The organism is Massilia orientalis (genome assembly GCF_030411975.2).
Taxonomy (GTDB): Bacteria; Pseudomonadota; Gammaproteobacteria; order Burkholderiales; family Burkholderiaceae_D; genus Telluria; species Telluria orientalis.
In genome coordinates this window covers 29,299-54,267 of sequence record NZ_JASNRB020000021.1, presented here as the reverse complement: position 1 = coordinate 54,267, position 24,969 = coordinate 29,299, and the positions used below count along the sequence as shown (strand labels likewise).

The following is a 24,969-nucleotide window of genomic DNA, read 5'->3' as shown; positions in this document are numbered from 1 at the left end:
AGGATGACTTCCGCGAGGATGCGTATGCGCCGCTTCTTCCACCTGATTCTGGTATGCCTGCTGGCCACGCCGCTCGCCCATGCGACCGACCGCGGTGCGCTGTTCCGGCTCACGCTGGACGGTCACGTGATGCATCTGTTCGGCACCTTGCACGTCGGCCTGCCGGACTTCTATCCACTTGAAGACCGCCTCACGGGCGCGCTGGCCGAGGCGTCGACGCTGGCGCTCGAGATCGATCCCGACCAGCCGCGTGCCGACCTGCAGGACGCGCTGCGCACGTACGGCATGCTCGCGCCCGGCAATCCCGCCTACGACAGCCTGCCGCCCGAGCAGAAGCAGCGTCTCGACAGGCTGTTGCAGCAGGGGGGCCTCGACGCATCATCGATGTTGAGCTTCAAACCGGTGCTGCTGGCGACGATGCTGGCACTGGCCGAATACACTCGCCAGGGGTACCGGTCCGACCTGTCGAGCGATGCGTGGCTGGCCCGCCAGGCGCGCCGGCACCGTGTCCGGGTGCTGGCGCTGGAATCATTGGGCGGCCAATTGGCGCTGCTGGACCGCCTGCCGACGCCGGACCGCTGGCGATTTCTGGAAGAGATGATGGACACGATCGAATCCGGCGCCCAGCGCACGGAGGCCCGGGAAGTCGTGCGGGCGTGGCGTACGGCGGACCGGCAGGCGCTCGACCGGATGGCGGCGCGGTGCGAGATGGACCGGAGCGTGTCCGGCCGCTTCGTGACCCAGGTGCTGCTGAAGGAGAGAAACGTCGGCCTGGCCGAGCGCCTGCTGCAGTTGCTGCGTGACGAAGACCGGACCGTGGCCGCGATCGGCGTGCTGCATTTGCTGGGGACCGGGAGCGTGCCGGCGTTGCTTGAGCGGAGCGGGGTGACGATTGAACGGATCTACTGAGCCGTCATTTCCAGCATTGCCGGAAATGACTTTCCGCGCACGCGGGAATCCATATTGAAGCTGCTAAAGAGGCTCAGCATGGGTTCCCGCTTTCGCGGGAACGACGGATGCGAAACGAAAAAGGGTCCGACGAATCGGACCCTTTTTCTTAATTCTGGCGGAGCGGACGGGGCTCGCCCACGTTCCGCGGGCCGCGGTTTCGCTTGCAAGCGAAACCCTTCGAGCCCCAAACCGTGCCTCCCGCAGGGGAGGCACTATGATAGAACGAAAAAGGGTCCGACGAATCGGACCCTTTTTCTTAATTCTGGCGGAGCGGACGGGGCTCGAACCCGCGACCCCCGGCGTGACAGGCCGGTATTCTAACCAACTGAACTACCGCTCCAGCTTTTACTGCGCTCTCGCATCCTGACGCTTGTCATCGCGCCGCGAGTGTCCTGCATTCCTGCCGCGCAAACGCGCAGCGTGGACAAGATGCTTGTCTTATCCGTTACGTCAGGCATCGGGGATACCAAAACAGGCGGGAATCTGGACAAATCCTGGTGCCCTTGACGTGGATTGAACACGTGGCCTCTCCCTTACCAAGGGAGTGCTCTACCACTGAGCTACAAGGGCAGTGATTTTTGTGGCGCCATTAAGACGCCACAGAAATTCAGTGCGAGCGGATCATAGTGCCAAAAGCCTGTTCGGTCAAGACTTCCAGCAACAAAGAGTGCTCGATGCGGCCATCGATGATGTGCACGGTGTTCACGCCCGACTTCGCGGCGTCCAGCGCCGACGAGATTTTCGGCAGCATGCCGCCGGAAATCGTGCCGTCCGCGAACATCTCGTCGATCTCGCGTGCCGACAGGTCGGTCACCAGGTTGCCGCTCTTGTCCTGCACGCCCGCGATATTGGTCATCATGATCAGCTTTTCGGCTTTCAGGATTTCCGCGATCTTGCCGGCGACGACGTCGGCGTTGATGTTGTAGGCCTGGCCGTCCTGGCCGAAACCGATCGGCGAGATGATCGGGATGAAGGCGTCGTCCTGCAGCGCTTTCACGACGGCCGGATTGATCGCTTCGATTTCGCCGACAAAACCGATGTCGAGGAACTCGCCCGGCTTCTCCTTGTCCGGCATGGCCATCCGGCGTGCGCGGATCAGGCCGCCGTCCTTGCCGGTCAGGCCCACGGCCTGGCCGCCGTAGTGGTTGATCAGCATGACGATGTCCTGCTGGACTTCGCCGCCCAGCACCCACTCCACCACTTCCATGGTTTCTTCGTCGGTGATGCGCATGCCTTGCACGAAGGTGCCCTGCTTGCCGATTTTCTTCAGGGCGTTGTCGATCTGCGGACCGCCGCCGTGCACCACGACCGGGTTCATGCCGACCAGCTTCAGCAGGATGACGTCGCGCGCGAAGCCGTGTTTCAGGCGCTCGTCGGTCATCGCGTTGCCGCCGTATTTGATGACGATGGTCTTGCCGTGGAAATTACGGATGTAGGGGAGCGCTTCGGCCAGGATCTGCGCCTTGATCTGCGGCGAGACCGCAGTCAGGTCGTTGTTCTGGTCGGCGCCCGTCAGATTGGTCAGCGTTGCGTTCATTGGGGGTCCGGAAAAGAATTTGCGAGATTTTACAGGCAATAGCCTACCGCAGTGGCCATTATAGAAGTTCTATGTTGTATTTTCCGGCACCGGCCGTTAAGGTGCATTACATCTGGATACACGATGTCACCTTTGCATGAGCACTTGTTCACAATGCGGCGCCGAATTCGGTTGCGCGATGGCGGATGGTACCGATGGCGCACCGTGCTGGTGCACGAAGCTGCCGCCCGTGGTCCCGCTGCCGGTGCCCGGCACAGCGGCCGGATGCTGGTGTCCAGCCTGCCTCGAACAGCATATCGCGCAACAGACTGACAAGGCGCCGGGCACGTAAGCGTCAGCGCGCCGTCCGGAAGAACCGCATCATTTCGCGGCTCGCGTTCGGGCCTTTGCCATCCGTATAGCTGCCGCGCGTATCGCCGCCCGACCAGGCGTGGCCGGAACCGTGGATCTCCCAGTGTTCCGCGTGGATGCTGCCGTCGGGCCGGCGGTGCACGGTGCGCGTAAAGGCGTGGCCATCCGGCACGTTGCCGGGTTCGACGACGACGTCTTCCGACGGATGGCGCCGGCGCTGGTTGATCAGTTCGTGGCCGTTGGCCGGATGCACGGTCGTGTCGCGGTCGCCGTGGAACACGATGATCGGCAACGATTTACCCGGCTTGTGGCCGGTGCGGAAATCGCCTTTCATCGCGGCCATCGCCGATGGCAGGTCGTGCGCCGCCGCGAACGGCAGGCCGGAGTGGACACCGACGGCCGCGTACAGGTCCGGATACAGCGTGCCCATGATGGCGGCCATCGCGCCCCCCGCGGACAGGCCCGCGACGTAGACGTGTTTCGGATCGATCACGTAGCGCGCCATGATGTCCTGCGTGAGGCCGGCGATGATAGCCGGCTCGCCCTGGCCGCGCTGCTGGTCCGCGGCGCTGAACCAGTTCCAGCAGCGCGTCGCGTTGGCCTGCTGCGACTGGGCCGGATAGGCGACGAGGCAGCCGTATTCCTCGGCCAGCGCGTTCATGCCCGTGCCGAGCGCGAAGTCGTCGGGATGCTGCGAGCAGCCGTGCAGCATCACGAGCAGCGGCGCCGGCTGTCCGGCATACGTGCTCGGGATATACAGCTTGTAGTCGCGGGTGCCCGCGTCGTTCGTATAACTGGCGTCGATGAAATGGCCGGGCAGGCCGATCGCGGCCGCGCCCGTCGACAGCGGCGGCACATTGAACGGGTTGGCGCTCTGGCCCAGGCGCGACAGGTCGGCCAGCATGTCGGAAAAGGCGTCGTAGGTCGGATAATTCGAGGCCGGCGGCGTGACGGATTCCACGCTTTTGACCGCCGCGGTCTGCACGGCGGTGGCATTCTTGACGGATTCCCGGATGACGGTGCGGGCAACGGACGGGCCGCGGCGCATCAGAGATCGGGTCGCAGCGCGCATTTGCGCCAGGAACTTGTGATTCAGGGACATCGGCACTCCTTGTGGGGTGTGTCGGCAATGCGCCGGCGCGTGGCTGAGGCATCGATCGAGGGTTCAGTCTTGATGGCAAAGCTTGCGCGAACCTTACAGATGGGGTAAGCGCAACGCGCAACGGAAGAGTCCCAGTCTACGCGGGTGGGCTCGTCGGTCAAGCGCGATTCGTCCCGGTAGGTTAATCTGCGCACCATGTGTCCTATATCCCTGACCAGTCAGCGCTCCAAGTGGCGCGACACAATACCGAAATTTTCACAGGCCGCGGCATGAACGAGACACGTCTTCCGCCGGAACTACAGACGCCCGTGCCGTCCCCATGCATCAATGTGTGCAAGATGTCGCCGGTGACGGGCTTGTGCGAGGGCTGCCTGCGCACCATCGACGAGATCGTCGCGTGGAGCCGCGCCGACGACGACACCAAGCGCGCCGTGTGGGCGGAGATCCGCCGGCGCGAAGAACAGATTCCATTCGATTGATGCCGGCGCTGCAAATTTAGAGCCCGGGATCTAGCACGGTCGTGCTTTTCTAATCCATAATCGTCGGGTCCGATCAACTATCGCGAGAAACCCATGGCGCTGCCTCCCGTCCTGCAAAACCTGTCCCTCCCCGTCATCGCGTCGCCGATGTTCATCGCCAGCGGTCCCGCGCTGGTGGCCGCGCAGTGCAAGGCGGGCATCGTCGGATCCTTTCCGGCGCTGAACGCGCGTCCCGCCGAACTGCTCGACACGTGGCTGACGGACCTCCAGCGCGAGCTGGCGGATTACCAGGAACTGCACCCGGACAGGAAGGTGGGCCCGATCGCCGTCAACCAGATCGTGCACCAGTCGAACGACCGCCTGGAACACGACGTAGCCGTGTGCGTGAAGCACCAGGTGCCGATCATTATCTCGTCGCTGCGCGCGCCGCCGAAAGAGATGCTGGACGCCGTACACGCCTATGGCGGCATCGTCATGCACGACGTGGTCTCGATCCGCCACGCCGAAAAGGCGCTGGAGGCGGGCGTCGACGGCCTGATCCTCGTCGCGGCCGGCGCCGGCGGCCATGCGGGCGCGCTGTCGCCGTTCGCGCTGGTCGGCGAGGTGCGCAAATTCTTCGACGGCCCGATCGCGTTGTCGGGTTCCATCGCCACGGGCGACGCCATCCTCGCCGCGCAGGCGATGGGCGCCGACGTCGCCTACATCGGCTCGCGCTGGCTGGCCACGCGCGAAGCGAACGTCACCGACGCCTACCGCAGCGCGATCGTGGAATCGACGGCGGCCGACGTCGTCTACACGAATCTGTTCACGGGCGTGCACGGCAACTACCTGAAAAAATCGATCGTGGCGGCCGGGCTCGATCCGGACAACCTGCCGGTGTCGGACAAGAGCAAGATGAGTTTCGGTTCCGGCAGCGCCAAGGCGTGGCGCGATATCTGGGGCGCGGGGCAGGGCGTCGGGCTGATGGATGACGTGCCGACTGTCGCCGAGATGGTGGAGCGCCTGACGCAGCAGTATCAGGCGGCAAGGGAAAGGCTGGGCCTGAAGGCCTGGTGACATCGTCGTTCCCGCGAAAGCGGGAACCCATGCTGAGTCGATCCTGGACGCTCAATATGGATCCCCGCCTGCGCGGGGATGACGTTGGTGAGGATATGTTGGTGCTTAGCCCAGCACCTTGTCCGCGTCCCGGATCACCCACAACCCCGGCAAATTGCGCCAATACCCGTGCGCATCCATGCCGAAGCCGACGACGAACTGGTTCGGCACCGTCAGGCCGACGATGTCCGCCTGCACCGGTTTCACTTTACCGAGTTCCTTGTCCGCAAACACGGCCAGGATCACCTCGGCCGCGCCCATGTCCAGCAGGCGCTGCTTCACGTGGGCCAGCGTCTCGCCTTCGTCGAGGATGTCGTCGACGATGATGATCGTGCGGCCCGTGACGTCCTGGCGCGGGATGACTTTCCACACGACTTCGCCACCACGGTCCAGGTCGCCGTAACGGGTGACGTGGATGTAGTCGAATTCGAGCGGGAACGTGAGTTGCGGGAGCAGGTTGCCGGTGAACACCACCGCGCCGCCCATGACACCCAGCACCAGGGGAAATTCCCCCGTGTCGTCATTGTCGAAACGCTGGTTCAGCACCTCGGCGACGTTGCGTACGGCCGCCTGGACGGTGTCCGCGCTGACGATTTCCTCGGCATTGGCCAGCAGGGCGCGGGCGCGGGTGTAGTGAAAGTCTTGCATGATATTTCAGGGTCGGTTGCAGGATCGGATTGATCCCTGGGTGTGCGATTATCCGTCAGTTTGCGCTTGCGCGCGATTTCCGGCGGCGCGGCTCGGCGGTATGCTTCAGAGGGCGTATCATACCGGCTTGATAACCACATCGCGACAACCGAGCCACCATGCCAGCACCTGACTCCACCCGCGTGCGCGCCGAGCGCCTCGAGAAGCTGCGCGCCGCGATGGCGCGCCACCAGGTCGATGCTTTCATCGTACCGTCCGCCGATCCGCACCTGTCCGAATACCTGCCCGGCCGTTGGAAGGGCCGCGAATGGCTGTCCGGGTTCACCGGGTCCGTCGGCACGTTCATCGCCACGCAGGACTTCGCCGGCGTGTGGACGGACGGCCGCTACTACACGCAGGCCGAGAACGAACTGGCCGGCACGGACGTCCGGCTGATGAAGATCCCGTCCGGCGCGAGCCTGCTGCACATCGACTGGCTGGCCGACACCCTCGACGCAGGCCGGACGGTCGCCGTGGATGCGCGCGTGCTGGGCCTCGCCGTCGCGCGCCTGCTGGGCGATGCGCTGGCCGCCCGCGGCATTCAATTGCGCACGGACCTCGACCTGCTGGACGAGATCTGGGATGACCGCCCTGGCCTGCCGCCCGAGCCGGTCTACGAACATGTGGCGCCCTTCGCCGTGCTCGATCGCGCCGATAAGCTGCATGCGACGCGCAACGCGATGGCGAAGCTGGGCGCCGAACGTCACTTCATCTCCACGCTCGACGACATCGCCTACCTGTTCAACCTGCGCGGCGCCGACGTCAGCTTCAATCCCGTGTTCCTCGCGCACGCGCTCGTGGAAGCGATGGGTGCCACGTTGTTCGTCGCCGACGGCAAGATCGATGCGAGCCTGCGCGCGCGCCTGGAACAGGATGGCGTGCGCGTGGCGCCGTACGAGGGGGCGCAGCAGGCGCTGGCGGCGCTGCCGCCCGACAGCACGCTGCTGGTCGACTCGCGCCGCATCACGGCCGGCATGCGCGCCGCCGTGCCGGCGCACGTGCGCGTGGTGGAAGCCATCAACCCGACGACCCTGGCGAAATCGCGCAAGCTCGATACCGAGATGGACCACGTGCGCGACACGATGGAACAGGACGGCGCCGCCCTGTGCGAATTTTTCGCATGGCTCGAGCAGACGCTGGCCGATACGACCCGCACGCCGCTGAACGAAGTCCACATCGACGACCGGATCACGGCGGCCCGCGCGCGCCGTCCGCACTTCGTCAGCCCCAGCTTCGGCACCATCGCCGGCTTCAATGCGAACGGCGCGATCATGCACTACCGTGCGTCCGAAGAAAACTGCGCCGTGATCGAGGGCGACGGCCTGCTGCTGATCGACTCCGGCGGCCAGTACCTGGGCGGCACGACGGACATCACGCGCGTCGTCCCCGTCGGCACGCCCTCCAGCGCGCAAAAGCGCGACTTCACGCTCGTGCTGAAAGGGATGATCGCGCTGTCCGTCGCGCGCTTCCCGCGCGGGACGAAAGGGCCGATGCTGGATGCGCTGGCGCGCGCCCCGATCTGGGCCGCGGGCATCGATTACGGCCACGGCACCGGCCACGGCGTCGGCTACTTCCTCAACGTGCACGAGGGGCCGCAGGTGATCTCGCCGTCGGCGCCGCCGGAGCCGCATACGGCCATGGAACCGGGCATGATCACGTCGAACGAACCGGGCATCTACCGCCCCGGCCAGTGGGGCATCCGCATCGAGAACCTCGTGCTCACGCGCAGCGTCGCTGACGAGGGCTTCGGGGAATTCCTCGGCTTCGAAACGTTGACCCTGTGCCCCATCGACACGCGCTGCATCGACCTGTCGCTGATGCGCGGCGACGAGGTCGCGTGGCTCAACGACTACCACCGCAGCGTGCGCGCGCGCCTGCTGCCGCACGTGACCGGCGCCGCGCGCGACTGGCTCGAACTGCGTACCAAGGAGATCTGACATGGCAGGAGCACGTTCCACCCGCGCCAGTGCCGCCGTCGACCGGCTCAAGCGGCGCACCGGCGTGACGTCGTATTCGATGGCGCGCACCGGCGACGGCCTGTTCTTCCTGTCCGAAAAACCGGGCGCGCCGCCGCTGTGCGCGCCGCTCGAGCTCGACGAGTTCGTGGCGTTCGTCAACGGCCTCGGTCCGCAGGAGGTCAAGCGCGTCAGCAAGCACGACGTCGAATTCGAAAAACAGCTGGTCAGGAAAAAGCCTTGACGGCTCCCGCATCGAACGACCTGGCCCTGAGCCTGCCCGAGTTGGTCGGCGCGTACTGGTCGCAGGCCGAACTGGCCACGAACGCGCTGATCCTCCTGAACCTGGCGGGCGCGCTGCTGCTGGGCCTCATGGTCGGCTACGAGCGTTCGTACCACGGCCGCGCGGCCGGCATGCGCACGTATGGCCTCGTGTGCATGGCGTCGTGCGCGCTGACGATCGTCGCGGGGTATCCGAGCCACTGGTTCGGCGGGCACGGTTCGTCCGTGGCGCTGGTGGATCCGACGCGCGTGATCCAGGGCGTCGTGACGGGCATCGGCTTCCTCGGCGCCGGCGTCATCATGCGCTCGGGCTTCAACATCAGCGGGCTGACGACGGCGGCGTCGATCTGGTCGTCGTCCGTGATCGGCATCCTCGTGGGCCTCGGGTTCTACATGGCCGCGATGGGTCTCGCGTTCTTCTCCGCGATGATCATGATCTACCTGAACAAGGCCGTGGGCCTGCTGCCGTCGCGCCATGCGGTGGCCGTCACGCTGCACTTCAAGCCCGGCGTCTATCCGCAGGAAGAGACATTGCGCCGCGCGGCGCTGGAGCGCGGCTACGAGATCGCCGGCGGCTCGCTCACGATCTCTAGCGAGAAGGGCTGCCAGGAGTGGCATTTCGTCGCGCTGGAATTGGCCGGCAAGCCGGGCGCGCCGCTGTCGCTGCTGGCCAGCGAGCTGTGCACGTTCGAAGGCGTGGATGGCTTCCAGCTCTCGCACGCACGCAATTGATATGAAGGGACATGAATGACACCCCAGGACGTTCTCGATTTCTGGTTCGGCGCACCGGGCAGCCCTGAGGCTGGCAAACCGCGCCGCGAATGGTTCGTCAAGAAGGACGAATTCGATGCCGTCATCCGCGACCGCTTCGGCGCCGCCATCGAACAGGCGCTGGCCGGCGGGCTGCGCGAATGGGATGCGCAGGGACCGCAGGGCACCCTCGCGCGCATCCTCGTGCTCGACCAGTTCACCCGCAACGCCCACCGCAACACGCCCCTGTCCTTCGCCGGCGACGCGCTGGCGCTGGCGGCCGCGAAATCGCTCGTCGACAGCGGCGCCGACCGCGAGCTGCCCCCGCTGCAGCGCGCCTTCGCCTACATGCCGTTCGAGCACGCCGAGGACGCGTACATGCAGGAGCGCGCCGTCGAACTGTTCGGCGTGCTGGCGGCCGAACATCCGGGCTTCGACGAGATGCTCGATTACGCGCACCGCCACCGCGGCGTGATCGCGCGCTTCGGCCGCTTCCCGCACCGTAACGAGATCCTCGGGCGCGCGTCGACGCCGGAAGAAGTCGAATTCCTGCGCCAGCCGGGCTCCCGTTTCTGAGTCCCCGTTTCCGAGTCCCGTTCATGATGACGACCCTGAACATCGTCGGCGCCGGCCACGTGGGCCGCGCCCTCGGCCGCCTGTTTGTTACGCGCGGCGTGTTCACCGTGCAGGACGTCAAAACGCGCGGCCATGACAGCGCGCGCGACGCCGTCGCATTCATCGGCGCCGGTACGCCGGCCGATGCCGACGGCACCTTGCGGCCGGCCGACGTGTGGATGCTGGCCGTGGCGGACGATGCCATCGCCGGTGCCGCCGCCGCGCTGGCGCAATCCGCGCCGATGGCGGGCGCCGTCGTGTTTCATTGCAGCGGCGCCAAGGCGTCCACGGCGCTGGAGGCGTTGCGCCAGGCGGGGGCGCTCGTCGCCAGCGTGCATCCGGTGCGCAGCTTCGCCGATCCGGCCGCGGTCGCGGCGGCGTTCGACGGCACGTTCTGCGGCGTGGAAGGCGATGCCGCCGCGCTGGCGGTCCTGCTGCCCGCCTTCGAGGCGATCGGTGCGCGGCCCGTGCGGATCGACCCCGCCGCCAAGACCGTGTATCACGCGGCCGCCGTGTTCGCGTCGAACTACCTGGTGACCGTGATGGATGCCGCGCTGCGCGCCTACGAGGCCGCCGGCATCCCGGCCGACGTGGCGCGCGAGCTGGCGCGGCCGCTCGCGACCGAAACGCTGTCGAACGTGCTGCGGCTGGGGCCGGAAGCGGCGCTGTCCGGACCCATCGCACGCGGCGATGCGGCCACGGTGGCGCGCCAGCACGCGGCCGTCGCGGCCTGGGACGGTCCGACGGGAGCGCTGTACGACGCCCTCGCCACCGCGACGTGGAGCCTGGCGCGGCGCAAGCCTCGTAGTATGTGACGCCATGTCACGTATTTTGTCGATAAAATTTACAATTCGCGCTCGGGATGTTTCCCTGATCGCGTAATGCCTTGTATTTTCAAACGAAAAAATTTGGGCATTAATTTTGCGTCTCTTCTCGCGCTAAAACACGAGGGGAGGGTAAATCCATGTTTAACAAATTCTGGAAAGCCGGTGTAGCGAGCACGATGTTTGTGGTGAGCAGTCTGGCGGCGGCTGCGCCGATCACTTTTATCCCGCCAAACGACCCGACGGGGTACATCGGTTCGACGCATTCGAATGACGGGTGGTCCATGGGGCGCGGTATCGGCTTCAGGGTGACGACCCAGGAAACGATATCGAGCGTCGGCGTCTACGTGGACCTGGCCAATACGGAATTGCGTTGGGGTGTGTACACGATCGATTCGTTGGGCAACGATATCTCGAAGCTGGACACGCTCGCATCCGGCAGTTCGGTGGTCACCACCAACGGGCTCGCGTGGATCGACTTCAACGTTCCCGACGTCGTGATCAACGAATACTGGAATTACCTGATCGAGTTCTCGTTCGACGGTGACTCCAACCAGAATTTTTATTATTACAACCGTGACGAATCCTGGGATCAGGGGATCTACCGTTCACTGGACGGCGAAGCACTGGGACGTTTCGAAAGTTACTACAATGTGCCGGCGATCCGGGTCAATGGCGCCTACGTACCAGAGCCCGCATCGCTTGCATTGGTCGGTGCCGGTATGCTGGCGCTGGGTGTGCGCCGCCGCCGAAGCTGAAAACCTGGACCGGCGTGATTGCGCCGTTGTGCGTCATGCTGTAAAAAGCCTGTCTGCCCAAGCAGATGGGCTTTTTTGTTGGAGTAAACATGGTTTTGACCGCATGGGCCACGCTGGCCGCGCTGGGCGTGTATTTCTGGACCGGCGTCATGGCCGGCTGGGCCAGGAACAAGTACAACGTGCCGGCCCCGATGATGGACGGTCCGCTGCCGTTCCAGAGCGCGCAACGGGTGCAGGCGAACACGCTGGAACAACTGCCGCTGGTGCTAGCGCCGCTATGGCTGTGCGGCCACTATCTGGGCGACCGCTGGGCGGCCGCCGGCGGGCTGCTGTGGTGCGTCGGACGGATTCTGTATGCGCTGGGCTATTACCGCGATCCGGCCAAGCGCGAGATCGGCTTCATCGTCGGCATGCTGGCATGTGGTGCCCTCGTTGCGGGCAGCGTCATCGGCCTATTGGCCGCCTGAGCTGTTGCAGTAGAGCAAAATCTCGAAAACCATTCGTCGACAAAGTTCCCATACTGCAATAAGCTGTGTCTGATTTCAATTTATAGGATGACGGCGCCGCCGTCATGCGTGGAGGACGACAGCATGCTGTTCCTGAAAAGTACGAGTGTCACCAAGGCACCGGGCATTTATGAAGTCGACGTGGCAGCGAAGCCGCCGGGTAAGACGTTCGGCGTGTTCATGGCCACCGATCCGGACAATCCGCCGCGGGCCGTGCTGACGGCCCTGGCCGAACTCGGCTTCGAGAACATTTACCAACAGCCCTATGTCCACAAGGACAAGGGCAAAGTCCTCGACATGCATTTCCAGAAGAACGGCACCGACCTGTTCAACGGTTGGAAGACCGAAGAATGCGCGGTCAACCTGGCCGCGATCGACACCCTGTTCGGCAACGTCGGCATCAAGATCACGCCGCGCGTGATGAGCCTGGCCGAAGCCTACGCCTGATCAGGCTTTCACTTCGACGTGGTACAGCGCCCACGGGCAGGCGGCAAAGCGCTGCGGCAGCGGCAGTGCCGCCATCTCGGCCACCCGGTCGGCGTCGTACACGGCCCATAGCGGCCCAAGTCCTCCCAGCGGTATCGGATTGCCGTCGATATGCGTGGCGACGATGAAGCGCCGCGCACGCGCTTGCGCGACCGGCAGTTCCACGTTGTAGCCATCCACCGCGCGCAAGACCAGGACCGTCCTGTCGCCCACCGTTGCGCCGGCGCGCGCCAGCACGTCCGTCAGCAGCGGGCCGCGTAGCGTGTGCGGCTTGCCATCGTACTCCAGGGTCGGGTGGATCGTCACGGGCGGCAGGGCCAGCAGGCTGGCGTAATCGAACGCCCAGGCTTTCGCGAACGTGACCTGGTGCTTGTGCATCATCTGGTCCAGCGCCGGGTCGAGCGGCCCGCGGTTGCTGTGCGCAATGTCTCCGGTGACTGTCAGCAGGGTAGGACCGCGGCCGGACGGTTGCGCCGCGTGGCCGGCGATCGGAAGGGCGCCCGCGACCGCAGCGGCGCCGAGGAATTGGCGTTTGTTCATGAGAAGATATCAAGGTGAGTACGATCTTCTCATCATAGCAATATTGTCGAATGGATTTGTTTTCCACAAACATGGATTTAATCCCCATCCCGATCGAGGATGGCGAGTTGTCCATGCTGGCCCAACTTCCTATGCCGATCGGCAATGCCGAGATCCTGGCGCGCTTGCTTGCCGAGACACCATGGCGTGCCGACACTGTCGTCGTGTACGGCAAGCGCTATCTGCAACCCCGCCTGACGGCCTGGTATGGCGAAGCCAGCTATACCTATTCCGGCCTGACCCTGCACCCGCTGCCGCTGACGCCGCTGCTGGAAACACTGCGCGCCGCGGTCGAGCAGGCGACGGGACGGCGCTACAACAGCGTCCTGCTGAATCACTACCGCGACGGCGCGGACAGCATGGGCATGCACAGCGACGACGAGCCGGAACTGGGACCGCAGCCGGTCATCGCTTCGCTCAGCTACGGTGCCTCCCGCACGTTCACCCTGCGCCACAAGCGCACCAAACGTACCGTCAAGCTGGACCTGAGGGATGGCAGCCTGCTGTTGATGGCCGGGAACCTGCAGGCCAACTGGCAGCACGGCATCAACAAGACGGCCCAACTGGTTGGACCACGCATCAATCTAACTTTTCGTTACGTGAGCTAAATCGTTGTTATCTCTGCTCAATTTTCGTTAAAGCACTACTGAATTTAGGGTCATTAAGTTACATTCGATTACAAGTCTTACGAGTTCAGCACGGACTTCACCAAATCGCGGTGCTATCTTGACCACATCACGATTCACGATCGAATCGCGAACCAGTCAAACAACGCAAAGGGAATCCGTAACATGAAAAAGCTCATCGTTGCACTGATCGCCACCACTGCCGCCGTCGGCGCGGCCCAAGCCCAGACCACCCAGACCCAACCGCGCGCCTACGTCGGCGTCGGCATCGCCACGGCGGACCACGTGAATTCGTCGGTCGGCGGCCTGACGAATTTCGACAGCGACGGCTACAAGGCCTCGGGCAAGATCTTCGGCGGCTATGAATTCGACCAGAACTGGGGCGTCGAAGCCGGCTACACCGACTTCCGCAACTCCGATTTCAACTACACCGCCAACGGCGTCAACGGCGGTGGCCACACCAAGGGCAACAGCTACTATGTCGCCGGTAAGTACAACTATCCGGTCAACGAGCAGTTCTCCGTGTACGGCAAGCTGGGTGTGCAGCACAGCGAGCGCAAACTGGAAACCGCCGCGCTGAACCTGAAAAACACCGACACCGGTGCCTACGGCGCGGTCGGCGTGCAGTACAACCTGAACCAGCAGGTCGCTCTGACCGCCGAGTACGAGCGCTACGGCAAGAGCAAGGATTTCGGCGCCAAGGCCGACGTCTGGACCGTGGGCGCACGCTACAGCTTCTAAGCGTCCAGCTTCACCCCCAGGGTAGAAAGGCCTGCACATGCAGGCCTTTTTTTCGCCCGCTACGGACGCGCGATGTGCCCGGGCTGGCCTGCCGGCCGCATCCACGGCGGCAGCGCCAGCGGCAACGCGGGCGGCGTGAATCCGGCCGAAATAAAACGGTGCAGCGATGACCACGGCCATTCCGCCGGATGCTGGCAAAAGCCGTGGCGCATCGGGTTGCCGTGCACGTAGTCGACGAGGCTTGCGTATTCCTCGTCGTCGCCCACGCGGTAGTCGCGATAGTGACGTTCCCAGATGGCGCCGTCGCCCGTGCCGCTATCGCCCTTGCCCTTGGCGCCGCCCGGCAGGCAGGCTTTATGCAAGGCCTTGGAAAAGGCGATCTTGACGGCGCGCCAGCGCGACGCGCAGTCGTGGTCGCCCGGCGGCAGGGTCCAGATGGCGTGCGCGTGGTTCGGCAGCACGACCCAGGCATCGACGTGGAACGGTTTGCGGATGCGCGCCTGGCGCATCGCTTCGCCGAAAGCCGAGAAATGGTCCGTAAGTAAGGTGCTGTCCCGATCCAACAAGCGCACCGTAAAGAAAAAGGTCCCGCCCGGGACCCGGTTGTCGCGGTAATGTGTCATGAACGTAGTCTGCCAAGCGGCGCAGCCATGCCGTGTCGATCTGGCGCAAACGCGCACGAGTTGAAGAGTCTCAACCACAACGATTCTACCCACGATGTCTCTTTGATGACGATCCATTTCCGCGCATTAAACCGTGTGGCGGATGTGGCAAACATGGTGTTTTGACACCGCAGCAGTCGTCATTTGTTCATCCGATGAATTTTTTTTCAAACGGACTGAACCTTTTCACAACGACCGGTATTAACCGGACGATTTCCGCAGTAGCAACCTGATATGCCACCCATTGCCCTGCTGTCCCAGCACCTGGTCTGCACCGGTCAGCTCGTTGCGCCCGACGCCGCCGCGCTCGCGCGCCTGTTGTTGCTGGCGCCCGTGCTGGAGGAGTGGGTGGTGCGCGCCGGCTTGCAGGAGTGGCTGATCCGCCGGTCTGCGCCGGTCCCGGTGATCTTGTCGGCGGCCGCGTTCGCGCTGCTGCACGTGGGCGCCGGCTGGCACGCGGCGGCGCTCGTGCTGGCACCGGGACTGGCGCTGGCGCTGCTCTACCAGCGCAGCCGCGACTGGCGCTGGTGCGCGCTGGCGCACTGCGGGATGAATGCACTGGCCCTTGGTGGCTGTGCCCTTTGAACGAATCTGGGAGTCACTATGACCGGGCTGCAAAGAAGTGTTTATACCGTTCTCGCCGTGCTCGCGTTCGTCCCGGCCGCGCATGCGGCCGATGCACTGAACGGCAAGAACCTGTACCTGAACGGGCCGACCAGCGGCGGCACGTCCTGCGCGTCGTGCCACGGGCCGTCGCCCGCCGCCAACGTCAACGGCATCCTCGCCGCGGCGAACAACCCGAGCGTGATCAGCAGTGCCTTCAGCGCCAACAAGGGCGGTATGGGCACGCTGTTCAACGGCAAATTCACGACGGCGGAAATCGCGGACCTAGCCGCCTTCATCGGCAACCCGACCGTGACCGCCGCACCGGCGGCTGCCGTCAATCCGGCCTCGCTGAGCTTTGCGGCCAGCACCATCGGCCAGTCGGCATCGCCGCTCGCCACCACCTTGTCCAACACCGGCAACGCAGTGCTGAACGTGGGCACGTTGACCCTGTCCGGCGCGGCCGCGGGCGACTACGCCATCAGCGGCGGCACGTGCGCCAACGGCACGTCGCTGGCGGCAGGCGCCAACTGCACCGTGCAGGTCACCTTCAAACCCACCGCCTCCGGCGCACGCGGCGCATCGCTCGTCATCGCGCACAATGCGACGGGCGGCTCCAGCACCGTGGCCCTCTCCGGCACCGGCAACGCCGTCGCGCAGGCGACCGTCGCGTTGTCGGCCAATGCGATCGACTTCGGCGCCCTCGTCGCCGGCGTCGCGTCGCCCGCGAAGAGCATCACTGTCAACAATACGGGCCAGGCCGCGCTGACCTTCTCCAGTATCGCCGTCGGCGGCGCCAACGCGGGCGTGTTCACGCTGGGCGGCACGTGCGCGACCGGGACGGCCGTCCCGGCCGGCGGCAGCTGCACCGTGACCGTGACCGCGAATTCGTCGGCGAACGGCGCGTTCAGCGGCAACCTGTCGCTGGGTTCGAACGCGTCGAACGGCGTCGTGACCGTAGCATTGTCCGGCTCCGTCGCCGCGCCCGCACCGGCCGTCAAGGCCAGTCCGTCGGCCGTGGCGTTCGGCACGCAGACGATCGGGGCGGCGGCCGCGACGCAGACCGTCACCCTCGCCAACACGGGCAACGTGGCGCTCACCTTGAACGGCATCGCGGTCTCGGGCGCATCCACCGTCACCATCGCGAGCAAAACGTGCGGCACGACCCTGGATGTCGGCGCCAACTGCACCGTGACCCTGGCCTTCGCGCCGACGGCATCCGGCGCGGCCGCGGCCACCCTGGCCGTCACGTCGAACGCGGCGCCGCTGCAGGTGTCGATCAGCGGTACCGGTACCACGGCTCCGGCGGCGAAACCGGCGCTGTCGGAAGCGGGCCCCGTCGCCTTCGCGGATACGCAGGTCGGCAAGAGCGCCGCGACCCACACGATCACCCTGTCGAACGGCGGCACGGCCGCGCTGAAGGTCGCATCGCTCGTGCTGGATGGCGCGCAGGCGTCCGATTTCGAGTTGAAAGGTACCTGCGCGACGAACGTGTCCGTCGCCGCGTCGAGCAGCTGCACCATCGACGTCGGCTTCAAACCGACGGCCGCCGGCCAGCGCGCCGCAACCCTCGTCCTGATGACGGACGCGGGCAACCAGTTCACGGTCGAGATCAAAGGCACTGGCGTCGCCGTGCCCGTGCCGATGCTGACCGTGAACCCGCAATCCTTTGACTTCGGCGCGGCCGACGTCAACGGCACCTCGCCCACGCACCGCATCACGCTGACCAATACCGGCGCCAACGCGGCCACCGTGACGGCCGCCACGTTCACCGGCCCGTACGCGCTGCAGGCGGATACGGGCGCCTGCGCGGCCGTGCCGTTCACCCTGCAGCCGGGCGCGAGTTGCGACCTCGTCGTGCGCTTCACGCCGGTCGGTGCGGGCGATGCCGCCGGCAGCCTCGCATTGACGGCCGACGGCGGCGGCGCGTGGAACGTCGCGCTGACCGGCAAGGGCAACGTGCAGACCGTGCAGGCGCCGCAGAACGCCGGTGGCGGCGGCTGCTCCTCGATCAAGGACGGCAACGATCCGGTGCTGGCGCTGCTGGTCGTGCTGTCGTTCGGCGTGCTGGGATGGCGTCGTTTCGGCAAGAAGGAGGTGAAATGATGGGCGCCCGGACGACGCGCGTACTGCGCATGGCGGTCGTGCTGGCCGCCGCACTGGAGGCGTCGACCGCCTCCGCACTCGACAAGGGCGCCGCGGCGCCAACGTTCGATTTGCCGGGCAAGGATGGCACGGTGCAGCTGGCCAAGTACCAGGGCAAGCTCGTGTACGTGGATTTCTGGGCCTCGTGGTGCGGCCCGTGCCGCCAGTCCTTCCCGTGGATGAACGAGATGCAGGCGAAATATGGCGCGCGCGGGCTGCAGGTCGTCGGCGTGAACCTCGACGCGAAGACGGACGACGCGCACCGCTTCCTCGCCGAGACGCCGGCCCGATTCGCGATCGCGTTCGACCCGGCCGGCGCCACGCCGCGCGCCTACGGCATCAAGGGCATGCCGAGCAGTGTCCTGATCGGACCGGACGGCAAGGTCTTGTACGAGCACGCGGGTTTCAAGGAGGCCGACCGCGCGGAGCTCGAACAGGTGATCAAGAAGGCCCTGGGAGGTGCGCAATGAAGGCGCGCATTTTCTTCCTCTTGATCGTGCCGGCGCTGCTGGCGCAAGCCGGATGCGCCACCGTGCAGCCGTGGGAAAAAGGCAAGCTGGCCAAGCCGGAGATGACGTTCGGCGGCGACAAGCTCGAGACCCGTTACGCAGACCACATCACCACGAGCCGCGAAGCCGCATCCGGCGGCGCGGGCGTGGGTGGCGGCGGCTGCGGGTGCAACTGAGGAGACTCCATTGACGACATCCCGACAACCTCCCCAGGACCTGGCGGCGTCGCTGCTCGCGGCCGCGCTGTTGCTGCCCGGCGTGCAGGCGCTGGCCGACGAGCCGCCGCAGGGCGGCAGCATCAGCCTGCGCTATCTCGACTACGCCGACCGCCAGAGCGGCCTCGATCGCATCCGTGCGCACTCGCCGTCGATCGCGGTGACGGCGCCGGTTGCGAGCGACTGGTCCATCGAAGGCACGCTGACGGCCGACGACGTCTCCGGCGCCTCGCCGCGCTACCACACGGCCGTTTCCGGCGCGTCGCACATGCAGGACGAGCGCAAGGCCGGCGATATCGCCGTCACGCGCTACTTCCGGCGCGGTACGCTGACGGCCGGCGCCGCGTATTCGACGGAGCACGACTACGTGTCGCGCGCGCTGTCGCTGAACGGCACCGTGTCCAGCGAGGACAACAACACGACGTGGGCGTTCGGCATCGCGGGCAGTCGCGACCGCATCGATCCGGTGAACCACGTCGTCGTCGATGAACACAAGCGCACGCTCAGCATCCTCGCGGGCGTGACGCGCGTGCTGACGCCGAACGACATCGGCCAGCTGACGCTCACGCGCACGAACGGCGACGGCTATTTCAACGATCCATATAAACTGTTTGATAACCGGCCCCGTTCGCGCCGCCAGAACACCGTGCTGCTGCGCTGGAACCACTTCGTGGACAGCACGGGTGGCACGTCGCGCCTGTCCTACCGCTACTACAGCGACTCGTTCCGCATCCGGGCGCACACGCTGTCCGGAGAATACGTGCAGCCGCTCGGCGGCGGCTGGAGCATCGTGCCGGAACTGCGTTTGTACACGCAAAGCGCCGCCTACTTTTATTACGACCCCGTGTACGACGGCACCCTCGGCCCGCCGTTCCCGCCCGGCTTCGCGAGTGCGGAGCCGAACCGCCTGTCGTCGCCGGACCAGCGCCTGTCCGGCTTCGGCGCCGTCACGGCGGGGCTGAAGGTCCAGCGCGAGATCGGCAAGCTGTGGACGGTCGACGTCAAGGTCGAAGGCTACGAGCAGCGTGGCAACTGGCGTTTGTTCCACGACGGCAGTCCGGGCCTCGCGCCGCTGCACGCCCGCATTTTCCAGGTCGGATTGACGCGGCGATGGTAGACGCGGTGGTCCGCTTTCCGTTCGATGCGATGGCCAGCCGTTGTGAAGTGAGGCTGGCCGCCCCGGATGGGCATGCGGCGGAAGAACTGGCCCTCGCGGCTATCGCCGAAGTGCGGCGCATCGAGCGCACGTATTCGCGCTACCGCGCCGACAGCATCGTCAGCCGCATCAACGCCGCGGCGGGCCGCTACAGCATGGAATGTGATGCAGAGACGGCGCAGCTGCTCGACTACGCCGATCACCTGCACCGCGCCAGCGGCGGCCTGTTCGACATCACGTCCGGCGTGCTGCGCCGCGCCTGGGATTTTCGTCAGGCGCGCGTGCCGCACGCCCGCGAACTGGCGCCGCTGCTGGCGCTGGTGGACTGGCCGGCCGTGCAGCGCGAGGATGGCGCCGTCTTCCTGCCGCGCACCGGCATGGAGATCGACTTCGGCGGCTTCGGCAAGGAATACGCGGCCGACCGCGCCTGCGCGCTGCTGCAGGAACGGGGCGTGCGGCACGGCTACGTGAACCTCGGCGGCGACATGCGCTTCATCGGCCCGCAACCCGATGGGCGCCTGTGGAGCATCGGCATCCAGGATCCGCGCAAGGCCGATGGCACCGTCGCCAGTATCGCCGTGAGCCAGGGTGCGCTGACGACGAGCGGCGACTACGAACGGTTTTTCGACGTCGACGGCAAGCGCTATTGCCACGTATTGAACCCGCGCACCGGGATGCCCGTGTCGCATTGGCGCTCGGTGAGCGTGCTGGCGCCGCTGGCCGTCCTGGGCGGCAGCGTGTCGACCATCGCCATGCTGAAAGAGGACGGCGGCCTGTCCTTCCTCGCCGCCAGCGGGCTCGCGTACTTCGCCATCGACGGCACGGGACAAGCGCATCACCACAGCATTTCAGGAGATTACGCATCATGAAGCAGATTTTTCGATGGATGGCCGCGCTGGTCCTGCTGGCCAGTACGCTGGGCCGGTCGGCGCTTGCCGCCGACGACTTCCTGCCGCCCGAACAGGCGTTCAAGCCGAGCGCGGAACTGCGCGCGGGCGACATCGTTCATGTCACCTGGGCCATCGCGCCCGGCTACCACCTGTATCGCGACCGGCTCGTGTTCACGGCGCCGCAGGTCGGCCAGCCCGCGTTGCCGGACGGCGTGCGCAAGTTCGACAGCAATTTCAACAAGGAGATGGAGACGTATGCGGGGCAGCTCGCGGCCGACCTGCCGGTGAAAGCCGACGCGAAGTCACCGTTCGTGCTGCGCGTGGGCTACCAGGGCTGCGCGGATGCGGGCCTGTGCTATCCCCCCGCCGAAGTCGCGTTCGCGGTGGACCCGGCGGCGCCGGGTGCATTGAAGCCTGCCGCAGCCGACGCCGTGAGCGCTCCGCCGCCCGCGCAAGAAGACGACAGCTCGCTGGCCCAGCGCACGCTGCAATCGGGCAGCGCCTGGCGCATCGGCCTCGCGTTCCTCGCGTTCGGCCTGCTGCTGTCGTTCACGCCGTGCGTGCTGCCGATGGTGCCGATCCTGTCGTCGATCATCGTCGGCGAGGGCAACGTCTCGCGCAGTAAAGGTTTTATCCTCGCGCTGGCCTACAGCCTGGGCATGGCGCTCGTCTACACGGCGCTCGGCGTCGCGGCGGGCCTGGCCGGCGAGGGCCTCGCCGGCGCGCTGCAGAAGCCGTGGGTGCTGCTGACGTTCGGCGCGCTGCTCGTGCTGCTGGCGCTGTCGATGTTCGACGTCTACCAGCTGCAGCTTCCCAGCAGCCTGCAAAGCCGCTTGAGCACGACGAGCGGCAGCATGAGCGGCGGGCGCTTCGCCGGCGTGTTCGTGATGGGCGCCTTGTCCGCATTGATCGTGGGGCCGTGCGTGGCCGGTCCGCTGGCGGGTGCGCTGCTGTACATCAGCCAGACGAAAAACGTGTGGACGGGCGGCTGGGCGCTATTCTCGATGGCGGCCGGGATGAGCGTGCCGCTGCTGCTGACGGGCGTCTCGGCGGGCAGCCTGCTGCCGCGCGCCGGCGCATGGATGAACCACGTCAAGCGCGTGTTCGGCCTGCTGCTGCTCGCGGTCGCGATCTGGATGGTGACGCCGGTGTTCCCGGTCACCGTCGCGATGCTGCTGTGGGGTGCGTTCGCCGTGCTGTGCGCCGTGTTCCTGCGCGTGTTCGAACCCATCGCCGCCGGTGCGGGACTGGGCCGCTATGCCGGCAAGACGCTGGGCCTCGTGCTGCTGACGGGCGGCCTGTTCGAACTGGTGGGCGCCGCCAGCGCCGGCCAGGACGTGCTGCAGCCGCTGGCGCATTTGCGCGGCGCGCAGGTCGCCGCCGCGGCGGAGGGCAAGGAACAGAAGTTCGAGCGCATCCGCACGCTGGCCGAACTGGATCAGGTGCTCGCGTCGTCCCCCACGCCCGTGATGCTGGATTTTTATGCCGACTGGTGCGTGTCGTGCAAGGAGATGGAGCGTTTTACGTTCTCCGAACCGAAGGTGGAAGCGCGGATGAAGCAGGTGCGCCTGCTCCAGGTCGACGTCACCGCCAACAACGACGAAGACCGCGCGCTGATGAAGAAATTCGGCCTGTTCGGGCCACCCGGCATCATCCTGTTCAAGCAGGGCAAGGAAGTGCCGGAGGGTCGCGTCATCGGGTTCATGCCGCCCGAACGGTTCGCCGAGCACCTGTCCCGCCACTTCGCGTCCTGACATCATGAAAAAACATGCCAAGGTCCTGATCCTGGGTTCCGGCCCGGCAGGCTATTCCGCCGCCGTGTACGCGGCGCGCGCCAACCTGAACCCGCTGCTCGTCACCGGCGTCGCGCAGGGCGGACAACTGATGACGACGACCGACGTCGAAAACTGGCCCGCCGACCCGGACGGCGTGCAGGGCCCCGACCTGATGCGCCGCTTCGAATTGCACGCACGGCGCTTCGAGACGCAGATCGTTTTCGACCACATCCACACGGCGCACTTGCACGAGCGGCCGCTGCGCCTGTCCGGCGACCAGGGCGACTACACGTGCGATGCGCTGATCATCGCGACGGGCGCATCCGCGCGCTACCTGGGCCTGCCGTCGGAGCAGGCCTTCATGGGCCGCGGCGTCTCGGCCTGCGCCACGTGCGACGGCTTCTTTTATCGTGGGAAGGAAGTTGCCGTGATCGGCGGCGGCAACACGGCCGTGGAGGAGGCGCTGTATTTGTCGAACATCGCGTCCAGGGTGACGGTGGTACACCGCCGCGACCACCTGCGCGCGGAAGCGATTCTTGTCGAGCGCCTGCTGGCGCGCGTGGAAGAGGGCAAGGTGGACGTCCTGTGGAACCACACGCTGGACGAGGTGCTGGGCGACGCGGCCGGCGTGCACACGCTGCGCCTGCGCGGTGAGCGCGGCGGCATCCGCGTGCTGCCCGTGCATGGCGTGTTCGTGGCCATCGGCCACCAGCCGAATACGGGCCTCTTCGCGGGTCAGCTGGAGATGGAGAACGGGTACATCGTGACGCGCGCGGGACGCAACGGCCTGGCGACCGCCACGAGCGTGCCCGGCGTGTTCGCGGCCGGCGACGTGCAGGACCACATCTACCGGCAGGCGATCACCAGCGCCGCCAGCGGGTGCATGGCGGCGCTGGATGCCCAGCGCTATCTGGAGGAGTGACGCAGCTTAGCTGGTGAGCGGCTTGTAGCGGATCCGCTTCGGCTTGGCGCCTTCTTCGCCGAGGCGCTTCTTCTTGTCGGCTTCGTACTCCTGGTAGTTACCGTTGAAGAAGGTGACCTGCGACTCGCCTTCGAACGCGAGGATGTGGGTGGCGATGCGGTCGAGGAACCAGCGGTCGTGCGAGATGACCATCACGCTGCCCGCGAATTCCAGCAGCGCGTCTTCCAGCGCGCGCAGGGTTTCGACGTCCAGGTCGTTCGACGGTTCGTCCAGCAGCAGCACGTTGCCGCCCTTGAGCAGCGTCTTGGCCAGGTGCAGGCGGCCGCGTTCACCGCCCGACAGGTTGCCGACCAGTTTCTGCTGGTCCGCGCCCTTGAAGTTGAAGCGACCCAGGTAGGCGCGCGACGGCATCTCGAAGCGGCCGACGGACAGCATGTCGGCACCGCCGGAGACGTCTTCGAACACGGTCTTGTTCGCGGCGAGGCTGTCGCGCGACTGGTCGACGAGCGAGACCTTCGCGGTCTTGCCGATGACGACTTCGCCGCTGTCCGGCTGCTCGATGCCCGCGATCATGCGGAACAGCGTCGACTTACCGGCGCCGTTCGGGCCGATGATGCCGACGATCGCGCCCGGCGGCACGGTGAACGACAGGTTGTCGATCAGCAGGCGGTCGCCGAACGCTTTCGAGACGTTCTTGAACTCGATGACTTCGTTGCCCAGGCGTTCCGCGACGGGGATGAAGATCTCCTGCGTCTCGTTGCGCTTCTGGTATTCGTATTCGGACAGTTCGTTGAAGCGGGCGAGACGCGCCTTCGACTTGGCCTGGCGTGCCTTCGGATTCTGGCGCGCCCATTCCAGTTCTTTTGCCAGCGCCTTCTGGCGCGCGGATTCCGTTGCTTCTTCCTGCTTCAGGCGGGCTTCCTTCTGCTCCAGCCAGGACGAGTAATTGCCCTTCCAGGGGATGCCGTGGCCGCGGTCCAGTTCCAGGATCCATTCGGCGGCGTTGTCGAGGAAGTAGCGGTCGTGGGTGATGCCGACGACGGTGCCCGGGAAACGCAGCAGGAACTGCTCCAGCCACTCGACGGATTCGGCGTCCAGGTGGTTGGTCGGTTCGTCGAGCAGCAGCATGTCGGGCTTGGACAGCAGCAGCTTGCACAGCGCCACGCGGCGCTTCTCGCCGCCGGACAGCACGCCGATCTTCGCATCCCACGGCGGCAGGCGCAGCGCGTCGGCGGCCATTTCCAGTTGCAGGTTCAGGTTGCCGCCGTCGGACGCGGCGATGATCGATTCCAGGCGCTCCTGCTCCTTGGCCAGCGCGTCGAAATCGGCGTCTTCCTCGGCGTAGGCCGCGTACACGGCTTCCAGCTTGGCCTGCGCCTCGAAGGCTTCACCCAGGCCGCTCTCCACTTCCTGGCGCACGGTTTTTTCCGGATCGAGCTGCGGTTCCTGCGGCAGGTAGCCGATGTTCAGGCCCGGCATCGGGCGCGCTTCGCCCTGGATGTCGGTGTCGATACCGGCCATGATCTTCAGCAGGGTCGATTTGCCCGAGCCGTTCAGGCCCAGCACGCCGATCTTCGCGCCCGGGAAGAACGACAGCGAAATGTCCTTCAGGATCTGGCGTTTCGGTGGGACGATCTTGCCCACGCGGTTCATGGTGTAGACGTAATTGGCCATTAGTAATGTACTTCTATCTCGTAAAATAAGGACGACAGGATACTGTAAAACACCGGGGTCAGAGCCCGATTTTGGGAAATTGCCAAAATTCGGG

At 65.8% G+C, this 24,969-nt stretch carries 28 protein-coding genes and 2 tRNA genes; 22 read left to right on the top strand and 8 right to left on the bottom strand.

Annotation, left to right across the window (positions count from 1 at the left end; all coding sequences use genetic code 11):
- The first annotated feature begins 24 nt into the window (after positions 1-24).
- On the top strand, positions 25-909 hold the full coding sequence (locus QPK29_RS26820; RefSeq protein WP_371770487.1) for a TraB/GumN family protein: 885 nt from the start codon (positions 25-27) through the stop codon (positions 907-909).
- Between the two features lie 305 nt (positions 910-1,214).
- On the opposite strand, the gene QPK29_RS26815 is transcribed toward QPK29_RS26820, so the two are convergent.
- The 3 genes from QPK29_RS26815 to argB form a co-directional block, all read right to left on the bottom strand.
- Positions 1,215-1,291, bottom strand: a tRNA-Asp gene (locus QPK29_RS26815).
- A gap of 155 nt (positions 1,292-1,446) precedes the next feature.
- Positions 1,447-1,521: transfer RNA gene (locus QPK29_RS26810), tRNA-Thr, on the bottom strand.
- Positions 1,522-1,558: 37 nt separating this feature from the next.
- Positions 1,559-2,488, bottom strand: a complete 930-nt coding sequence (gene argB / locus QPK29_RS26805) for an acetylglutamate kinase (RefSeq protein WP_156403982.1) — start codon at positions 2,486-2,488, stop codon at positions 1,559-1,561.
- Between the two features lie 136 nt (positions 2,489-2,624).
- Between argB and QPK29_RS26800 the strand changes: the two genes are divergently transcribed.
- Entirely contained in the window at positions 2,625-2,819 is a 195-nt protein-coding gene (locus QPK29_RS26800; RefSeq protein WP_082577624.1) for a cysteine-rich CWC family protein, read from the top strand.
- A gap of 3 nt (positions 2,820-2,822) precedes the next feature.
- Here the strand turns inward: QPK29_RS26800 and QPK29_RS26795 are convergent, their stop codons facing one another.
- On the bottom strand, positions 2,823-3,941 hold the full coding sequence (locus QPK29_RS26795; protein ID WP_371770486.1) for an extracellular catalytic domain type 1 short-chain-length polyhydroxyalkanoate depolymerase: 1,119 nt from the start codon (positions 3,939-3,941) through the stop codon (positions 2,823-2,825).
- A gap of 269 nt (positions 3,942-4,210) precedes the next feature.
- Here QPK29_RS26795 and QPK29_RS26790 point away from each other — a divergent pair, with 269 nt between their 5' ends.
- A complete protein-coding gene (locus QPK29_RS26790) occupies positions 4,211-4,420 on the top strand; it encodes a DUF1289 domain-containing protein (protein WP_371770485.1) in 210 nt (69 codons plus the stop codon).
- Positions 4,421-4,513: 93 nt separating this feature from the next.
- Positions 4,514-5,476 carry an NAD(P)H-dependent flavin oxidoreductase gene (locus QPK29_RS26785; protein WP_371770484.1) on the top strand — a complete coding sequence of 321 codons (963 nt, stop codon included), beginning with the start codon at positions 4,514-4,516 and terminating at the stop codon, positions 5,474-5,476.
- A 105-nt stretch (positions 5,477-5,581) separates the two neighbouring features.
- Here QPK29_RS26785 and QPK29_RS26780 read toward each other — a convergent pair whose 3' ends face one another.
- A complete protein-coding gene (locus QPK29_RS26780; protein ID WP_056133895.1) occupies positions 5,582-6,163 on the bottom strand; it encodes a hypoxanthine-guanine phosphoribosyltransferase in 582 nt (193 codons plus the stop codon).
- 158 nt (positions 6,164-6,321) lie between these two features.
- On the opposite strand from QPK29_RS26780, the gene QPK29_RS26775 reads away from it, so the two are divergent.
- The 8 genes from QPK29_RS26775 (at position 6,322) to QPK29_RS26740 (ending at position 12,339) form a co-directional block, all read left to right on the top strand.
- Entirely contained in the window at positions 6,322-8,139 is a 1,818-nt protein-coding gene (locus QPK29_RS26775) for an aminopeptidase P family protein (RefSeq protein ID WP_371770483.1), read from the top strand.
- A 1-nt stretch (position 8,140) separates the two neighbouring features.
- On the top strand, positions 8,141-8,401 hold the full coding sequence (locus QPK29_RS26770) for a hypothetical protein (protein WP_056133901.1): 261 nt from the start codon (positions 8,141-8,143) through the stop codon (positions 8,399-8,401).
- Positions 8,398-9,171 carry an MgtC/SapB family protein gene (locus QPK29_RS26765; RefSeq protein WP_371770482.1) on the top strand — a complete coding sequence of 258 codons (774 nt, stop codon included), beginning with the start codon at positions 8,398-8,400 and terminating at the stop codon, positions 9,169-9,171. The genes QPK29_RS26770 and QPK29_RS26765 overlap by 4 nt, the downstream gene beginning before the upstream one ends.
- Positions 9,172-9,186: 15 nt before the next feature.
- A complete protein-coding gene (locus QPK29_RS26760; RefSeq protein WP_056133904.1) occupies positions 9,187-9,765 on the top strand; it encodes a DUF924 family protein in 579 nt (192 codons plus the stop codon).
- Between the two features lie 23 nt (positions 9,766-9,788).
- The gene (locus QPK29_RS26755; RefSeq protein ID WP_371770481.1) at positions 9,789-10,619 is read left to right on the top strand and encodes a Rossmann-like and DUF2520 domain-containing protein; all 831 of its coding nucleotides are present in this window, start codon (positions 9,789-9,791) and stop codon (positions 10,617-10,619) included.
- 149 nt (positions 10,620-10,768) lie between these two features.
- Positions 10,769-11,386 carry a PEP-CTERM sorting domain-containing protein gene (locus QPK29_RS26750; RefSeq protein ID WP_371770480.1) on the top strand — a complete coding sequence of 206 codons (618 nt, stop codon included), beginning with the start codon at positions 10,769-10,771 and terminating at the stop codon, positions 11,384-11,386.
- Between the two features lie 89 nt (positions 11,387-11,475).
- Entirely contained in the window at positions 11,476-11,853 is a 378-nt protein-coding gene (locus QPK29_RS26745; RefSeq protein ID WP_371770479.1) for an MAPEG family protein, read from the top strand.
- A 123-nt stretch (positions 11,854-11,976) separates the two neighbouring features.
- Positions 11,977-12,339, top strand: a complete 363-nt coding sequence (locus QPK29_RS26740) for a hypothetical protein (RefSeq protein WP_371770478.1) — start codon at positions 11,977-11,979, stop codon at positions 12,337-12,339.
- On the opposite strand, the gene QPK29_RS26735 is transcribed toward QPK29_RS26740, so the two are convergent.
- Positions 12,340-12,918, bottom strand: coding sequence for a molybdopterin-dependent oxidoreductase (locus tag QPK29_RS26735; protein ID WP_371770477.1), 579 nt, complete (start codon positions 12,916-12,918; stop codon positions 12,340-12,342).
- Between the two features lie 71 nt (positions 12,919-12,989).
- On the opposite strand from QPK29_RS26735, the gene QPK29_RS26730 reads away from it, so the two are divergent.
- Both QPK29_RS26730 and QPK29_RS26725 read left to right on the top strand, forming a co-directional pair.
- Positions 12,990-13,565, top strand: coding sequence for an alpha-ketoglutarate-dependent dioxygenase AlkB family protein (locus QPK29_RS26730; protein WP_371770476.1), 576 nt, complete (start codon positions 12,990-12,992; stop codon positions 13,563-13,565).
- A 183-nt stretch (positions 13,566-13,748) separates the two neighbouring features.
- A complete protein-coding gene (locus tag QPK29_RS26725) occupies positions 13,749-14,324 on the top strand; it encodes a porin family protein (RefSeq protein ID WP_371770475.1) in 576 nt (191 codons plus the stop codon).
- 59 nt (positions 14,325-14,383) lie between these two features.
- Here QPK29_RS26725 and QPK29_RS26720 read toward each other — a convergent pair whose 3' ends face one another.
- A complete protein-coding gene (locus QPK29_RS26720) occupies positions 14,384-14,947 on the bottom strand; it encodes an REP-associated tyrosine transposase (RefSeq protein WP_371770474.1) in 564 nt (187 codons plus the stop codon).
- 273 nt (positions 14,948-15,220) lie between these two features.
- On the opposite strand from QPK29_RS26720, the gene mrtJ reads away from it, so the two are divergent.
- Genes mrtJ through trxB form a run of 8 tightly spaced genes read left to right on the top strand, consistent with a single transcriptional unit; the run spans position 15,221 to position 23,201 of the window.
- On the top strand, positions 15,221-15,571 hold the full coding sequence (gene mrtJ / locus QPK29_RS26715) for a JDVT-CTERM system glutamic-type intramembrane protease MrtJ (protein WP_056133929.1): 351 nt from the start codon (positions 15,221-15,223) through the stop codon (positions 15,569-15,571).
- An 18-nt stretch (positions 15,572-15,589) separates the two neighbouring features.
- A complete protein-coding gene (locus QPK29_RS26710) occupies positions 15,590-17,695 on the top strand; it encodes a choice-of-anchor D domain-containing protein (protein WP_371770473.1) in 2,106 nt (701 codons plus the stop codon).
- The gene (locus QPK29_RS26705; RefSeq protein ID WP_056330291.1) at positions 17,692-18,204 is read left to right on the top strand and encodes a TlpA family protein disulfide reductase; all 513 of its coding nucleotides are present in this window, start codon (positions 17,692-17,694) and stop codon (positions 18,202-18,204) included. Before QPK29_RS26710 ends, QPK29_RS26705 begins: the two co-directional genes overlap by 4 nt.
- Positions 18,201-18,419 (top strand): DUF4266 domain-containing protein, encoded by a 219-nt coding sequence (locus tag QPK29_RS26700; RefSeq protein WP_056133937.1) that lies wholly within the window; start codon positions 18,201-18,203, stop codon positions 18,417-18,419. The genes QPK29_RS26705 and QPK29_RS26700 overlap by 4 nt, the downstream gene beginning before the upstream one ends.
- 10 nt (positions 18,420-18,429) lie before the next feature.
- Entirely contained in the window at positions 18,430-19,575 is a 1,146-nt protein-coding gene (locus QPK29_RS26695) for a DUF3570 domain-containing protein (protein ID WP_056330287.1), read from the top strand.
- Positions 19,569-20,483: an FAD:protein FMN transferase gene (locus tag QPK29_RS26690; RefSeq protein ID WP_371770472.1), complete on the top strand. Its 915-nt coding sequence runs from the start codon at positions 19,569-19,571 to the stop codon at positions 20,481-20,483. The genes QPK29_RS26695 and QPK29_RS26690 overlap by 7 nt, the downstream gene beginning before the upstream one ends.
- Positions 20,480-22,258: a protein-disulfide reductase DsbD gene (gene dsbD / locus QPK29_RS26685; protein ID WP_371770471.1), complete on the top strand. Its 1,779-nt coding sequence runs from the start codon at positions 20,480-20,482 to the stop codon at positions 22,256-22,258. The genes QPK29_RS26690 and dsbD overlap by 4 nt, the downstream gene beginning before the upstream one ends.
- Before the next feature lie 4 nt (positions 22,259-22,262).
- Positions 22,263-23,201 (top strand): thioredoxin-disulfide reductase, encoded by a 939-nt coding sequence (trxB, locus tag QPK29_RS26680; RefSeq protein ID WP_056133948.1) that lies wholly within the window; start codon positions 22,263-22,265, stop codon positions 23,199-23,201.
- A gap of 6 nt (positions 23,202-23,207) precedes the next feature.
- Here the strand turns inward: trxB and ettA are convergent, their stop codons facing one another.
- Positions 23,208-24,875, bottom strand: coding sequence for an energy-dependent translational throttle protein EttA (gene ettA / locus QPK29_RS26675; protein WP_056133951.1), 1,668 nt, complete (start codon positions 24,873-24,875; stop codon positions 23,208-23,210).
- Positions 24,876-24,969 lie beyond the last annotated feature (94 nt).